Source organism: Bacillus sp. FSL H8-0545, assembly GCF_038006105.1.
GTDB lineage: Bacteria > Bacillota > Bacilli > Bacillales > Bacillaceae_G > Bacillus_A > Bacillus_A cereus_U.
The window spans coordinates 69,936-84,877 of sequence record NZ_JBBOUO010000003.1 but is presented as its reverse complement, the minus strand read 5'-3'; the positions used below and the strand labels follow the sequence as shown (position 1 = coordinate 84,877).

Genomic DNA, 14,942 nt, shown 5'->3' with positions numbered 1-14,942 from the left:
TTATTTTAATAGTAATAAAATCTAATATATAATTAAAAGGTTTTTTAACGAATTAATAAGGAGATGCGAGTATGAAGAAAGTAATAGGACTTATATTATCATTATTTTAATTATTTTCTACCTATGCACCAATGTTTACAGAGGAAGCCGAAGTTTTAAATAAGTGCTGATTTTGAAATTATATCTTTAACAATTGAATAGGAGGTCTATTGTGAATACAATTAAAAAATTATTTTTGAGTTCTATGGTATGTATTTTATTATTCAGTACATTAGGAACAGCTTATGCAGAACAAAATAATCAAGAAACTACATTATCCTTTATCGATGTGCCAAAAACACATTGGGCGTATAAAGAAATGATGTACATGGCTGAAAATAAAATCATTACTGGTTATGGAAATGGATATTTTGGTGCCACGGATCAAATCACACGCGAACATTTTGCAGCCTTTTTATATAGGTACTTAAAACCGCAAGACAGTGATAATAACCCATTTTTAGATATCAGTGAAAGCAATTTTAAAAAAGAAATTTTGGCTCTTACAGCACGGGGGATTTTCAGCGTAAATGCTGAGAAAAAATTCAATCCGAAAAATAATATGACGCGTGCTGAAATGGCTGTTGTGCTAGTAAAAACATTTGATTTAAAGCCGCAAGGGAATTTTGAATTTACGGATATGAAGGATCACTGGGCCAACGAATATGTCAACATATTAGCTGGTAACAAAATAACAAGTGGTACAGATGACGGCAATTTTAATCCAAATGGAATTGTCACAAGAGAGCAATTTTCTATGTTCTTATATAGGACGATTATGACAGTGACAGATATGAAAAATAATGAATCGGTTGGCTGGGTGAAGGAGAAAGAGAATTGGTACTATTACGAAACAGATGGAAGTAAACAAAGAGACAACATTACTTTAGATGGAATAGAGTATTCCTTTTTTAAAGATGGAAGGCTATACGAAGGGAAAAAGCAGGCAGGGAAAGACACTTTATATTATAGTGAACCTGGTAAATTAAAGACCGGATGGAGTTTTTCTGCAACTTCATGGAGTTACTTAAAAGACGGGAAGTATGTGACAGGAGCATTTACCTATCAAGGAAAACCATTTGAAATTAACAAATACGGGGATATGGAAAAGGGATGGATTACCCTTCGTTCTGCTGTTAAAAGAATCTATCCAAAGCCAGAAACAAAATTTCTATTTAAATCTAAACCTGTAAAAGATGGAGATGTTTTAGAAGTCATCTCAAAGCAGGGCTTATGGTACCAGGTCAAATATCAAGGGGAAATCGGATATGTCCGGATACTAGAGTCAGTTATAATTGGTGAATCACCAGTTAGTTCATGGGATGTAACAAAAGAAGCAACGAATTTGTCTCATTTTATGATAACGGAGTATCATAAAGATCCTGAAAAATACTTTCCGCCCAATATTCAAAAGAAATTTGATAAACAACTAGATAGTGATTTAACTCTTCTAGCGAATGGATTAAAATGGATTGATCAATTAAAAGAAGCACTCTATTTAGACAATAAACAAGGATGGGTACAAGAAGAAGGAAAATGGACGTATTATAAAAAAGATGGGCAAAGAATAACAGGTTTTCAATCAATTGATGGAAAACGTTATTATTTTGGTACCGATGGTTTTATGCAAACTGGATGGGTACATACAAATGGATACGATTATTATTTGGGAACCGATGGCGTGGTACAAACTGGAATCCAACATATTGACGGAAAAATCTATTACTTTGGCCCGTTAGGTCCTGTACAATCAGGATTTACACATGTTGATGGGAAACCGTATTATTTTGATGCTTCTCATGAATCAAGAAATGGTTGGATGAAACAAGAGTTTAATTGGTATTTACTACAGCCTTCAGGTGCATTACAAACAGGAGATTTTACATATAAAGACAAGAAATTCTCCTTTAATCAAGACGGAGAAATGATTAAAGGGTGGGTTACATTAGAATCCCTTGTTAAAAAAGTATATCCTGAGCCAGACTTGAAAAAAGCATTACGTGCAAAAAGTGTGAATAAGGGTGAAGTGATAGAAGTAGTGGGGAAAGTCGGTTCTTGGTATGAGGTTAATTACCAAGGTGAAAAAGGATATGTGCGTATTCATGATGCTATTATCTTTGATCAGGAGGCTAAAAGTCCACTTACTTTGCTTGATGGAAAAGTAAAGATATTTGAAGGTGTATTAGATTATTTAAAAAGTGACGAACCATTCATAAATAACACAATTAAAATTTTAGAAGAATCAGAACAAGGGTTGTTAGATGCTACAGAAAACTGGGAAAGTATTTCCAGAAACATAAACAATGCAAAGCAAGATGTACAGTATAAAAGGCAAGTAATCAAAGAAGCGCATGATAAGTTAGAAGAATTAGTGAATGCAATGAAAGGTGACATTAAAAATTTAACGGTCACTCAAAGAAAAGAGCTATTTAAACTGCTTGGAAATACGAAAGAAGATGCTCTAGCGTATGGAAAAGAGTGGATGGGATTTAGTGCTGATGTATATACTACTATACTCCAAAACTATGTATCGCTTAATCAAGCCTATGCTGATTACTACAAAGCATTAGATGTGGTTGCGGGTAAAGCACTTGAAACCCAAAATGAGATTACTAAGGGTATTCTTCAAATTGAGGAAAATCATCGTAAGTTAGCAGAAGGACTTTCTGGTGTCGTTAAAGACTTAGGACCAGTTGTAAATAGTTCGATTCGCCTAAAACATTCTGTAGATGAAGCGAAACCTCAATTGGAGGAACTTGTACAAGTAACAAGAGAAAACGCTCCAATTATTGCGAGAGACTTACAAGCATTGGATGCGAAAGTCCCGGGATTCTTCACAGATTTCAATATGGGAATAGATCTTGCAAATACATTTATGGATTCCGCTAATAAAATAGCAAGTTATAAGATTGATATACCTGCAGCAGCTAGAAATATTGGGAATATTGATTTGGGTAATGCTTTCCGTGAATTTGGAGTTACACCAGGAAAATTGGAAGAGGTTGAACAAGCTAATCGAGATACGACTAAATTCATGAATGTCACATTGGATGCTTGGCCAATTATTAATGTGCCAAAAGAAATCATCCAATTGGTACAAGGGCATGAAATGGGTGAAACAGAAAAATACAAATCATCAGATTATGCCATGGGTATCGCAACAGTATTTTCTGGTGGAACCGTAAAAACAATAAAAACTATCGGTAAGGTAGTTGGTACCGTCGAAGACATTGAAAAGAAAGCAAAAAATCTTGAGAAGGCTGCAAAAACAACCAACTTTACAAAATATCCTACAGGTTTTGATGAGGTTGCTAAGTATGTCAAAGAACACAAAAAGTTACCAGATAATTACATCACAAAAGATCAAGCAGAAGCACTAGGTTGGGTGAATAGAGATGGCAATCTGCATAGAGTAGCTCCTGGAAAAAGTATGGGTGGCGATATTTTTGAAAACAGAAAGAAGCAACTACCCGACGTTCCGGGTAGAACTTGGTATGAAGCGGATATTAATTATATTTCAGGTTATCGAGGTAATGATAGAATTGTCTATTCTAGTGATGGACTAATTTATAAAACCTCGGATCATTATAAAACATTTACTGAGATAAAGTAGGAGGAGTTTTTATGGAATTTTTAAATTTAGATGGTCGACAATTTACAAGTGAAGAAGTTTTACACAAAGTATTAAAGGAAAAATTGGATCTTCCTGATTATTATGGGGAAAATGCTGATGCACTATGGGATTGCTTAACGGCATGGGTCATTCTTCCGTTAACAATAGAGTGGGAGTTTTTTAAGGAAAGTCAAAATATGTTAGGTCAAGAGGCAGATATAATTTTAGAAACATTTCAAGATGCACAAGAAAAAATGCCAGGTAAATTCTATATTGTTGTAAAATAATTAAAAGGGCCTTACGTAAACATAAAACCGTGGAAATATTTAATTTCTGCGGTTTTTATTATATCAATTTGATTTTCTTTCATAGTGGCCCCTCATAACCTGAATCGTTTCCGTACCCCTATAAGAACAACCGACAATACAATTATTGATTTGTGTATCTCTGATTTTCCAGAAATCTTCGCTATTCATAAAGGATTTAGCGATAAGCAAATTAGAAAAATTTATAACTGGAACTTATAAGTCTATATAAATAACAAATTTAATTAATGGAGGAATGAAGAATGAAGATTGCTGTATCGGAATGGAAAGCATTGAAAAAAGAAACAAAGTTAAAGTTATTACGCTATGCGATGCTGGAAAGCAAGTATAAGTATGCAAAATAAAAGCTCTTCATTTGCAAAAGCAAACAAAGAGCAAAGTCATGAGTGACCGTCTAGGAAAGAAATTGGCGGATTTCTTTCCTCTATATTTTAACATATTAAAAGTTGTAGAGAAAAGGGGCATGTAGAATGAGAGAAGGTCGTATTTCCTTTCAGCAAAGGTTTAAAGAATTTCTTGTTATGATCGTTAGCTTTTGGATCATTATGTTTCTCATTTATGGCGAAAGCCTGTTACAATAGATCTAAGTCGAATAAGAAATACCCTTAGGCAGCTCTCATAGTTATAAGATCTATGGGGGCTTTTATAACAAGGAAATATAAAATTTCACGTACCGTAATGTTTAATAAAACATATGTCACCAAACAATAGTATACCACTCCACCCTAATCACCGAGTTTGATACTCTTGAGAAAGAGCTTGTATCTTATGGATAAAGGGTTTGTCTTTATTTATTATTATGGACAGTGATTTAGAGAAATAAACATACTCGGTGATTAGGGGATAGGTAACTATTTCAAACATGTGAGAGCTCGGTAATTGGGTAAATAAAAAATGCCTTATCATTCTCCCTGTAAGGAGGCATGAGGGGGCACCATACATACTCATCAACTTAAGAAAAATAAAGGCCCAAAAAAAGAAAAAATGAGCCGAACTCTTATGAATAACTGTGAAAAGATAAAATTTTTGTTATGGGAGGTTTCTGAAAATCTTAGCTTGATGGGCATGGGGTACCGTCAGCATTTTGGAGAAAAACCACGCTAAGAGCATGCAAGATTTTATACAGTTTTTCGGCTAATCCAGTAACAAACGGGAACCCTGAAACCCACGCCAGGATAGGGATGTATAAAAAAATGAATAGAGTTATAGAAAAAGAAAAAGACAGATCCCCGCTCTTACAAGGAATCCGCCTTTTTCTTGCTACCGATAATGAGACGTTATGTTAACTGAACGTGTATAGGGCATATATAAGGACCTTCTGAATTTTAGTTTTTATCCAGTATGATATAATTTAGAAAATATGGTTAATTAATGTAATAGGAGGGTGAATCATGTATGCTGTCGTAGCTTTTTTTGATGATTCAACGGAACAATACTTAGAGGAGATATGGAGAGAGCTACGCGAGCAATCCATTTCAAATTACTCAATAGAAACTAAGGACAAGAGACCACATATTACCCTTGCAAATTATGATTGTCTTGATAAAGAAAGCTTTATGAAAGATATGGATATATTTTATGATTCAAAATCTAGAGTTGATATTGTATTTAGTGTATTAGGGGTGTTTTTAAATACAGGAACACTATTCATCTCGCCGACTTCTTCAAAAGCATTACTGGACTTTCATAATAATCATCATCAACACTTTAATACATATAACAATGATCCAAACTCTTTGTATATTTCTGGGAATTGGATCCCTCATTGCACAATCGCCAATAGGCTAAGTCCAGATAAGTTAACAGAAGCTTTTACATATTGCTCCCAAAAAATTGATAAATTAAAAGCCCAAATTAAAAAGGTATCTCTTTTGGAATTTGTATATGAAGATGATGTATTTATTGGAGCACCATCTATTTTTACAAAAGAACTAGAATAATTGTCTTTCTACATCGGTGATTATGTGAACTTCACATCAGATTGGTATTTAATAAAAGAAATTTTATAAGTTGATTGAACATCTAAAAGGAGTATGGGGTATTTTGAGAAAAACTAAACTGAGAAACTATGTGAAATTATTTATTCTCTACTTAATTATAATTTCAATATATTTCCTATTGTTTGATTACAGTAAAGTGTATATTAAGACAAAAATAAATAACGAATTTTTATATCAATTATATTTATTAATAGGACGTATTAGTATGGGTTTGGGAATATATTTTATTCCAGATAAGCTAGGTATTAAGATTAAATTCAGATTTAAATTTCTTGTAGCAGTTATCGCAATGATAACTACTATAATTTTTCTTGATATAGTTGATTTAATTGAATAGCTTTGATAACTTCCTGTAACGAATTTTATGGTAACTAATCAGTAAGGAGGAAATAAAATGGTTCAAGTAAGAATTGCGACACTTAATGATCTAGAAGATGTAATATCTATTGATTCTGAAGTTATTGGTAACAGGAGTAGAGAAGTTGAGCTAAGAAAGTCTATTGAGGAAAATAGATGTTTTGTAGGACAAATAGATGATCAAGTTTCTGGTTTTCTAGTGTATCATAAACATTTTTTCAATCATATTTTTATAGATTTAGTAATTGTGCGCCCGACAGTACGAAGACAAGGTGTTGCAAAAACACTTATGAAACACGTGGAGAATATTTTCTCAGCAGATAAAATCTTTTCATCAACGAACAAATTAAACGAAAAAATGCAAAAAGTCTTTTGCTCACTCAATTACGTTAATAGTGGATACATTGATAATTTGGATGACGGTGATCCAGAGATTATATTTTTCAAGAAATTTAATAACTCCCGATAACAATAATTATGTAAATAAGCTGTCCATATGGGCAGCTTATTGTATTTTTTGCTTAGCGTGGTTTTTTTCCGAAATGCTGGCGGTACCCCTACAATGAATTAACTTTGTATAATTTTCTCCCCAATAAGGAATATTAAAGTTGATTGAAATTTTTTAAACACAGAAGGGAATGAAATTAAATGGAAAGATTTGATGACATGGAAATAAATGAAAAAGATGGTGACACCCATACACGAGGAACCTATATCATTTCAAAAGATAGAGAATTTTATGACATACATATAGGGATTAAGGTTATAAAATCCGGCATGGCAGGTACTGGATACGGATCTGTTTTTATGGTTGTTGAAACAACAGACGGAGAAAAACATATATTTGGTCCGCTCACAAAAACGGTAGGAGCAAAGATTCCAGAGGGTGTAAATAAAGACGAAGGAGATAATCACTACCGTACAAAACTTGCATTTGATGATCCAAACGAAGTTATTTCATGGTATTTAGTAGTCGGAGCGTCAAATACCCGCGGTTTTCCAGACAGTATACCTAGTCTAAAAGAATCCATTCTAGAGAATGCGGAATTTATACATCAACTTTCAGAAATCGGCGCGGGAAAAAGTCAAAATATTGAAGGTCTAAACGTCACACGTACAACTAAACGATAAAATAATTATGACTGTAATAATCAACATGAAAGATGAATTGCAGTGGCTTAAAAATTGATAAAAAAAAGATTCTACATTTTTATTAATCAATAAATACGTTGTATTTATAACAGTGCTTACCATAGCAAATATAAAAAAGTCAAAGAATACGTATATAGCTTAGAAAAAAGCAAACCTTCTTAAAAGAGAAGTTTGCTTTTTTCTTATTACCCCTTTTCGAGGAGATGGGCAAAAACACCCACCTAATAATTCCTTAGCGTATGAAATTCGCGTTTTGTTGGCAGGCCCCCATCGCTATCAAGCTAAGCTTATGCAAAGTCAATTTTAGACGAGATTGTTTCTTTTTTCTAAAGGGCAAGTGTAGTTGATTAAAAGATTTGCATACGAAATAAACCCTAGCGGGTTTCATTTTTTTGAATTAAGCGGCTTGATTATAAGACAGGGTACAATTGTAAACGACACCTAATATATCAAAGACCGTTTTGCTGTAGGAGATTGAACAGGCGAAGTAACACCTTTGATAACTCTTGGATGTTTTTTTGTATAGTTTGGAATAGAAGAAGAAAATAATCTTTAATCATATATATGGCTTTATACTCACTAAGCTCTCGTTTTTTCTTCATGAGGAGCAATTGGCGCATCTGAAACATGATAGAAGAACAGAGTAGAATGGCAATCAACTGACCATATAAATGGCACTCCAATCGTTCTGGTTTTATCTTTTTACAATGATGAATTTGAAAGAATGACTTCCACGTTTTAAATAAAATTTCGATTTGCCAACGCAAAGAATACCAGTCATGTACCTGTCCCATCGGGACAATATCTGTAGGGGTGTTTGTCATATATACATTGATACCACTGAGTCGTTTACTACGAGGAGAATACTTCATTCCTTTCTTTTTTTCTCTTACAGCTTGATCTTGTAATCGTTTTTGTTGCTGTTGTTTTGTTAATCGATGAACAATTACACGAGCTGGCACTTTATCATTCATTCCTACATAAGCATCAGCTATTTCACATGTTTGTCCTGGTTGAAGGGAGTTCATTAACGTCTCCATATCTATCTGTATATACTCTGTGCCTTTCTTAATTCTTCCATCTTGAAAATAATCAGGGTTAGGATTTTTTTGATACATACGTGTGTTCGACTTGATACGAGAGATATAGTAGGCCTCTTTATCTTGTATATATTGAAGGTCTTTTAAATGAAAATAACCTAAATCTCGGATACATAAATCATTCGCTGTCACAGTTGGGGCACACAAAGAGCCGTAAGTGCGATCATGTTGTTTACCTGGACCTGTATGAATATGAAGGAACTGTCCACTTAACAAATCATACTCAAGTTGAATTTTTATCCCAGCTGTATGGCTGCAGCCTCCTGCACCTGGATAAACCGATGAAAATACATCCGGGAGTTGAAATGCAGTTGAATCTAAAATACGAATACGCTTGAAAACAGAAGTGTATGGAGAAGAAATCGGCATAGATACGGCCAATTTTTTGCTTAGTAGTTCGGCTAGTAGGTGTTGTAAAAGTTGGACGGCCGCCTTATTAAACCGTTGATTCAGTCCTTCAGGACTGATGAGTACTTCTGTTGATGCTTCTAAACAGCTAGATAACTGAGTTAAAGAAGTCATAGCTACATTTTGGCTCACCCATACACATAAAGCTACTAAATCTTTTGCTTGGTACTTACTGGTTCGTTGTACAAAACCAACATCTCTGGCAAGATTCCGTAAGGTATTTGGAGATAAAAAGCTTTGAATCTCTTGAGCAAATAGTTGTAATTCGTCAGACACAGAAACAGACATAAAAAACGCCATCCTTTCCTATGATTCTACAGAAAGAATAACGTATTTTTTCATTTTAGGGGGCACTTCTTTTTATTAGGTTGATAGCTATGTGGCAGGCCCCCTATATCTATATTGAGAAGTTTATTGCAAAATTAGTTATAAATGATTCAAAAATCCAATGTAAACTTTTACCCAGAAGTTTACTTTCAATAACAGGTTTAATCTATTGGGATGTCTTTCGGAATATTACTTTTAATACAAATGTTGTGAATGTAGCTTTTGAATAAAGTTTGATTAAATTAACTTAATAGACCTTGATAAAAGAATAAATAGAAAAAGCGTGTTTTGAAAAATAATTTGATCAAAACACGCTTTTTCTATATTCAATTGAATCATCCTTTTATAAAAAAGTTTGATAATTTTTGTGATCCTTATTCCATTAAAGCGCCCGATTCTTGAATAACTTAAGATTGCTATAAATTCAATCATTTAAAAATCTATAGGACTCTAATATTTAATAATCTTGTTCTAGAGACCATACCAGCACTTTCTAACGTTTGTTTCGAGGGAGCGTTATAATACCAACAACCGCAAATCGGATTTAGATTATTGTCATAACACCATTCCTTTAAATGATGTATTATCGTTCTGCCTATTCCTTTTTTTCTGTATTGTTCATTTGTAAACATGCCCACATTTCCATATCTGTCGAGTAACTTACTTGTTTCTATAATCCCTATTCCAAGCAGAATACTTCCTTTGGTGTAGGTGAATATTTCCCTATTTTCAATACGTTCCTCCACTTTTCCAATGAAATCCTGACATACCTCAGTTATTTTTGGAGCATCGCTAGGAACCGCAGCTCTGAGTTCCCCATCTTTAAATAATTTTTCCTTTGGAATTTCCACTTTGTTATCTTGGAAAAAGTAAGCTTGTTTTTCAATCTTATAATCATGATCTAATACCAAACTTAAAAAAAGTTCGTCGCATGTTGGAACCAGTATTGACTGAATTGAATAATCCCTAAGAACATTGTTAAAAATCTCTTGGGACTCATTATAGTATGATAAATCTAAATAAAATTGTGTTAGGGACTGATTACTATGAATGGCATAATAACCTGCAACTTCAGAATTGTAATTGATTGTATAAAATACGGAATTGAGAATGTGCTCCTCTAAAACGGAATCAATAGGAGAACTTAATGTACTAACATATCTTTGGATTAATTCCCCAATATCACTTTGCTTACATTCTTTAAAATAAAAACCCATGTTTAGACACCTCAGATTTTTGTTGATCTCATTAGTACTCATGTAATATATCTTATTACTCATAAAATAAAGAGAATCTATCCAATAAATCATCTAGAAGTATTAGTGAGAAATTCTATTTAAGTATCGTGAAATCCTTCTCTAACCTCCGAGTTAGTTGTACAATCTTACTTTACAATCTGCCCTTTAGTTGAGTAACTTTATTGCTACTCAACAATTCCTTAATCCGCCTTTCAGTTCAGATCTTATTTTCACTTTTCACTATAAAAACACACCTTTAGATAAACAGATACACAAGGCCAAAGCATCCCAACTTTTTTATAAACGTCACGACTTTATTCAAAACATCGCGTCTTTTTTATAAACACCGTGACTTTATTTAAAAGCGACATAAAACCCACTCTAAGACATTTTCTGTAAGGGGTAGCACCACATCGCTATCAAGCTAAGCCTATGCAAAGTCAATTTTAGGCGAGATTGTTTCTTTTTTCTAAAGGGCAAGTGTAGTTGATTGAAAGATTTGCATACGAAATAAACCCTAACGGGTTTCACTTTTTTGAATTAAGCGGCTTGATTATCAGACATGGTACAATTGTAAACGACACCTAGTATATCAAAGACCGTTTTTTTCTCATATCGATGAGATTTCCGCCCGTTTTGCTGTAGGAGATTGAACAGGCGAAGTAACACCTTTGATAGCTCTTGGGCGTTTTTTTGTATAGTTTGGAATAAAAGAAGAAAATAGTCTTTAATCATATATATGGCTTTATACTCACTAAGCTCTCTTTTTTTCTTCATGAGGAGCAATTGGCGCATTTGAAACATGATAGAAGAACAGAGTAGAATGGCAATCAATTGACCATATAAATGGCACTCTAATCGTTCTGGTTTTATCTTTTTACAATGATGAATTTGAAAGAATGACTTCCACGTTTTAAATAAAATTTCGATTTGCCAACGCAAAGAATACCAGTCATGTACCTGTCCCATTGGGACAATATCTGTAGGGGTGTTTGTCATATATACATTGATGCCACTGAGTCGTTTGCTACGCGGAGAATACTTCATTCCTTTCTTTTTTTCTCTTACAGCTTGATCTTGTAATCGTTTTTGTTGTTGTTCTTTTGTTAACCGATGAACAATTACACGAGTTGGTACTTTATCAGTCATTCCTACATAAGCGTCGGATATTTCACATGTTTGTCCTGGTTGAAGAGAGTTCATTAAGACCTCCATATCTATCTGTATATACTCTGTACCTTTCTTGATCCTTCCATCTTGAAAATAATCAGGGGTGGGATTTTTTTGATAAATACGTGTATTTGATTTAATACGAGAGATATAGTAAGCCTTTTTATCTTGTATATGTTGAAGATCTTTCAAGTGAAAATAACCTAAATCTCGGATACATAAATCATTCGCTTTCACAGTCGGGACACACAGAGAACCATAGGTTCGATCATGTTGTTTACCTGGACCTGTATGGATATGTAGGAACTGTCCACTTAATAGATCGTATTCAAGCTGAATCTTCAACCCTGCTGTATGACTGCATCCTCCTGCACCTGGATAAACAGATGAAAATACATCGGGAATTTGAAACGCAGTTGAATCTAGGATACGAATACGCTTGAACATAGAAGTGTATGGAGAAGAGGGCAGCTTAGTTGAAAATAACTTTTGGTTGAGAAGTTCGGCTAACACTTGTTGTAGAAATTGCACGGCTGTGGCATTAAATCGTTGATTCAGTCCTTCAGGACTGATGAGCACTTCTGTTGACGCTTCTAAACAGCTACATAACTGAGTTAAAGAGGTTTTAGCAACATTTTGACTAATCCATACACATAAAGCTACTAAATCTTGTGCTTGATACTTACTGGTTCGTTGTACAAAACCAACATCTCTAGCAAGATTTCGTAAGAAATTTGGAGATAAGAAATTTTGAATTTCTTGAGCAAATAGTTGTAATTCATCTGATACAGAAATAGACATACAAAAACGCCATTCTCTCGTTTTGAACTTATACCGAAAGAATAGCGTTTTTTCCCACTTTTAAATAGTCTATTAAGAGTTGTTTCTTGAAACGAATATATGACTTATTTGGTAAACGATAGGATATAAGAAAACCAGAAAAATTAACGGTTTATTATGCATATGGCTAAAATTCCATGTTCCTTCTGATAAAAATAAAGTACCTAAAGTTAATACATACATTACAAAACAACAAATTGATAAGCTTTTCTGTCTGATATGTAAAAACATTTCATCAATAAAATTCTCGCTCTCTTTTTTACCTTTCAAAATTCTCTTCATAAATAATGATTGCAAAATGATTGTTGCTACAAATAACGAGGTTATAGAAATCTGTTGTTTCTCATACCATTCAAAAGCAAGTAACCCCATAATCACAATGTATAAACAAGTAAATAAGATATTAATTCCATTTTTCATTTGCCTCTACTCCATATCTAGATTTTATAAATAAATAATTGATCAACCGTTACACCAAGGGATTTAGCTAAATTAAAAGCAAGTTCCAATGTAGGATCATATTTGTTATTCTCAATCGCATTAATCGTTTGTCTTGAAACATGACATAATTTAGCTAAATCGTCTTGGGAAAGCTTTTTCTCTTTACGTAAAATACGAATTATGTTCTCCATTTTTATGAACATCACCCCTGATTTTGTCAAAAACTTTTTACATTCTTAGTTTATATAATTCTGTTATAAATGTCAAAAGTTTTTTACATTTATAAAAATAAACGATACTCCTCCTACATCTTAGATAGAAAGAATACCGTTTTTTCGTTTTGGAGGTACTTTAAAATATTAGCTTGATAGCGATGTGGCGATACCCCATATCCATCAACTTAAGAAAAATAAATGCCCCAGAACGATAAAAATGATTAGAGACCCTGATTTTTTTATACAAGTCAGAAAAATCAGGGCTATTTTTAAAGGATTAAGGATTATTGAGTAAACAATAGTTAATTGATTAGGCCAGTATTTTTATTCTTCACTAATAAAGGGAGTAATTATTTTTTTTTCATAAGAAGATAACACGATATTCGTTGAAGGCGTACCATATTGCATTGTATCATCAATAAATTGTTCTAAACTTTCTACTGAATATGTTGCTAATTTGACAATATAGCTAATTTCCCCTGCTACTCTGTAACATTCAAGTACATCTGGATGATTATAGCAAAAGTTAGCTAATGATTTACAATCCTTTGATTTAAACAATATAAGTGCAGAAATTGGACGGTTTATTTTTTTTAGAGAAACATGTGCATGGTAACCTTCAATAATTTGTTGCTCCTCTAACTTCCGTACTCGCTCAGTTACTGACGGAGAAGATAAGTGAACGGCTTCTGCTAAATCCTTCATTGAAATTTTTGCATTTGACTGTAATAATCCCACGATTTTTTTATCAATTTGATCCATAAATTATCCAACCTTTTTTTATAAACTAGAATAAACTAAATTCTTTATATAATAAAGCCAAACAATCGAATATCCTTATTAAACTTATTTATCAGCCTTCTATATTTGTATAAAATATGGATATTAGGAGGCGATTTACGATATGAAAAAGATTTTATTATTATTAGCTGACGGATTTGAAGCAGTAGAAGCTAGTGTATTTACAGATGTACTAGGTTGGAATAAATGGGAGGGAGATGGATCAACCGAGGTTGTAACAGTTGGTCTTCGGAATAAATTAACCTGTACTTGGAATTTTACTGTCATACCTGAAAAAACAGTTGATGATATTCAATTAGATGAGTTTGACGCACTAGCTATTCCAGGAGGATTTGAAGAAGCTGGTTTTTATCGAGATGCATATAGTAGAGAATTCTTACATGTTATTCAACATTTTTATGCCAAGCAGAAGCCTATTGCCAGTATTTGTGTTGCATCATTAGCGCTTGGTAAAAGTGGAATTCTTACAGGTAAAAAAGCTACCACATACAGTCATCCAACGAGTAAACGAAAAGAGCAGTTAAAGAATTTCGGTGCAATAGTACAAAATGATTTAATTGTTCAAGATGGAAATATTATTACATCTTCAAATCCAGGTACAGCTTTTGATGTTGCATTTTTATTACTCGAAAAACTAACATCTAAACAGAACGCTAAACATGTAAAGGATCTTATGGGATTTTAGGCATTGATCTTCAATAAAGGGGCAATTTATGGGCTTTTGGAGCTTGCTAGAAATAATGTGAAAAATCGCCATGCTCTAGTTGGGGTACTGCCACATTGCTATCAAGCTAAGAAAAGCGAATACCCCAAAATGAAAAAATTGAGAACGAGAAGTGATTTTTTATTGGCCTATATCCTTTATGCAGATAGTCAAAAGAGTTAATATGTATAATATATAAACTAAAGAATAGT

General features: G+C 33.3%; 12 protein-coding genes and 1 pseudogene. 7 read left to right on the top strand and 6 right to left on the bottom strand.

What is annotated here, in order from left to right:
• Positions 1 to 211: 211 nt before the first annotated feature.
• The 6 genes from MHI07_RS28240 (at position 212) to MHI07_RS28215 (ending at position 7,466) form a co-directional block, all read left to right on the top strand.
• Positions 212 to 3,652, top strand: a complete 3,441-nt coding sequence (locus MHI07_RS28240; protein ID WP_340827202.1) for an S-layer homology domain-containing protein — start codon at positions 212 to 214, stop codon at positions 3,650 to 3,652.
• Between the two features lie 11 nt (positions 3,653 to 3,663).
• Complete coding sequence (locus MHI07_RS28235) at positions 3,664 to 3,939, top strand: barstar family protein (RefSeq protein ID WP_000395059.1); 276 nt, start codon at positions 3,664 to 3,666, stop codon at positions 3,937 to 3,939.
• Between the two features lie 1,430 nt (positions 3,940 to 5,369).
• The gene (locus tag MHI07_RS28230) at positions 5,370 to 5,918 is read left to right on the top strand and encodes a 2'-5' RNA ligase family protein (protein ID WP_340827200.1); all 549 of its coding nucleotides are present in this window, start codon (positions 5,370 to 5,372) and stop codon (positions 5,916 to 5,918) included.
• Positions 5,919 to 6,021: 103 nt separating this feature from the next.
• Complete coding sequence (locus MHI07_RS28225; protein WP_340827199.1) at positions 6,022 to 6,315, top strand: hypothetical protein; 294 nt, start codon at positions 6,022 to 6,024, stop codon at positions 6,313 to 6,315.
• A 57-nt stretch (positions 6,316 to 6,372) separates the two neighbouring features.
• Positions 6,373 to 6,804 carry a GNAT family N-acetyltransferase gene (locus MHI07_RS28220; protein WP_340827198.1) on the top strand — a complete coding sequence of 144 codons (432 nt, stop codon included), beginning with the start codon at positions 6,373 to 6,375 and terminating at the stop codon, positions 6,802 to 6,804.
• 179 nt (positions 6,805 to 6,983) lie between these two features.
• Positions 6,984 to 7,466: a hypothetical protein gene (locus MHI07_RS28215; RefSeq protein ID WP_340827197.1), complete on the top strand. Its 483-nt coding sequence runs from the start codon at positions 6,984 to 6,986 to the stop codon at positions 7,464 to 7,466.
• A 418-nt stretch (positions 7,467 to 7,884) separates the two neighbouring features.
• Here MHI07_RS28215 and MHI07_RS28210 read toward each other — a convergent pair.
• The 6 genes and pseudogenes from MHI07_RS28210 to MHI07_RS28185 all read right to left on the bottom strand — a co-directional run bounded on the left by MHI07_RS28210 (position 7,885) and on the right by MHI07_RS28185 (position 13,988).
• A pseudogene (locus tag MHI07_RS28210) lies at positions 7,885 to 9,283 on the bottom strand (IS4 family transposase).
• 479 nt (positions 9,284 to 9,762) lie between these two features.
• Positions 9,763 to 10,539, bottom strand: coding sequence for a GNAT family N-acetyltransferase (locus tag MHI07_RS28205; RefSeq protein ID WP_340827196.1), 777 nt, complete (start codon positions 10,537 to 10,539; stop codon positions 9,763 to 9,765).
• A gap of 561 nt (positions 10,540 to 11,100) precedes the next feature.
• Positions 11,101 to 12,531 carry an IS4 family transposase gene (locus MHI07_RS28200; RefSeq protein WP_340827195.1) on the bottom strand — a complete coding sequence of 477 codons (1,431 nt, stop codon included), beginning with the start codon at positions 12,529 to 12,531 and terminating at the stop codon, positions 11,101 to 11,103.
• Between the two features lie 72 nt (positions 12,532 to 12,603).
• Positions 12,604 to 12,990: a hypothetical protein gene (locus MHI07_RS28195; RefSeq protein WP_002146677.1), complete on the bottom strand. Its 387-nt coding sequence runs from the start codon at positions 12,988 to 12,990 to the stop codon at positions 12,604 to 12,606.
• A 17-nt stretch (positions 12,991 to 13,007) separates the two neighbouring features.
• Positions 13,008 to 13,202 carry a helix-turn-helix transcriptional regulator gene (locus MHI07_RS28190; RefSeq protein WP_002204176.1) on the bottom strand — a complete coding sequence of 65 codons (195 nt, stop codon included), beginning with the start codon at positions 13,200 to 13,202 and terminating at the stop codon, positions 13,008 to 13,010.
• A 348-nt stretch (positions 13,203 to 13,550) separates the two neighbouring features.
• The gene (locus MHI07_RS28185) at positions 13,551 to 13,988 is read right to left on the bottom strand and encodes an Lrp/AsnC family transcriptional regulator (RefSeq protein ID WP_340827194.1); all 438 of its coding nucleotides are present in this window, start codon (positions 13,986 to 13,988) and stop codon (positions 13,551 to 13,553) included.
• Between the two features lie 142 nt (positions 13,989 to 14,130).
• Here MHI07_RS28185 and MHI07_RS28180 point away from each other — a divergent pair, with 142 nt between their 5' ends.
• On the top strand, positions 14,131 to 14,712 hold the full coding sequence (locus MHI07_RS28180) for a DJ-1/PfpI family protein (protein ID WP_328007643.1): 582 nt from the start codon (positions 14,131 to 14,133) through the stop codon (positions 14,710 to 14,712).
• Positions 14,713 to 14,942: the final 230 nt, after the last annotated feature.

Excerpts from the sequence above, each read along its gene's own strand:
- MHI07_RS28235 (WP_000395059.1), top strand. The coding sequence starts at position 3,664 with ATGGAATTTTTAAATTTAGATGGTCGACAATTTACAAGTGAAGAAGTT.
- MHI07_RS28230 (WP_340827200.1), top strand. The coding sequence starts at position 5,370 with ATGTATGCTGTCGTAGCTTTTTTTGATGATTCAACGGAACAATACTTA.
- MHI07_RS28220 (WP_340827198.1), top strand. The coding sequence starts at position 6,373 with ATGGTTCAAGTAAGAATTGCGACACTTAATGATCTAGAAGATGTAATA.
- MHI07_RS28215 (WP_340827197.1), top strand. The coding sequence starts at position 6,984 with ATGGAAAGATTTGATGACATGGAAATAAATGAAAAAGATGGTGACACC.
- MHI07_RS28205 (WP_340827196.1), bottom strand. The coding sequence starts at position 10,539 with ATGGGTTTTTATTTTAAAGAATGTAAGCAAAGTGATATTGGGGAATTA.
- MHI07_RS28200 (WP_340827195.1), bottom strand. The coding sequence starts at position 12,531 with ATGTCTATTTCTGTATCAGATGAATTACAACTATTTGCTCAAGAAATT.
- MHI07_RS28195 (WP_002146677.1), bottom strand. The coding sequence starts at position 12,990 with ATGAAAAATGGAATTAATATCTTATTTACTTGTTTATACATTGTGATT.
- MHI07_RS28190 (WP_002204176.1), bottom strand. The coding sequence starts at position 13,202 with ATGGAGAACATAATTCGTATTTTACGTAAAGAGAAAAAGCTTTCCCAA.
- MHI07_RS28185 (WP_340827194.1), bottom strand. The coding sequence starts at position 13,988 with ATGGATCAAATTGATAAAAAAATCGTGGGATTATTACAGTCAAATGCA.
- MHI07_RS28180 (WP_328007643.1), top strand. The coding sequence starts at position 14,131 with ATGAAAAAGATTTTATTATTATTAGCTGACGGATTTGAAGCAGTAGAA.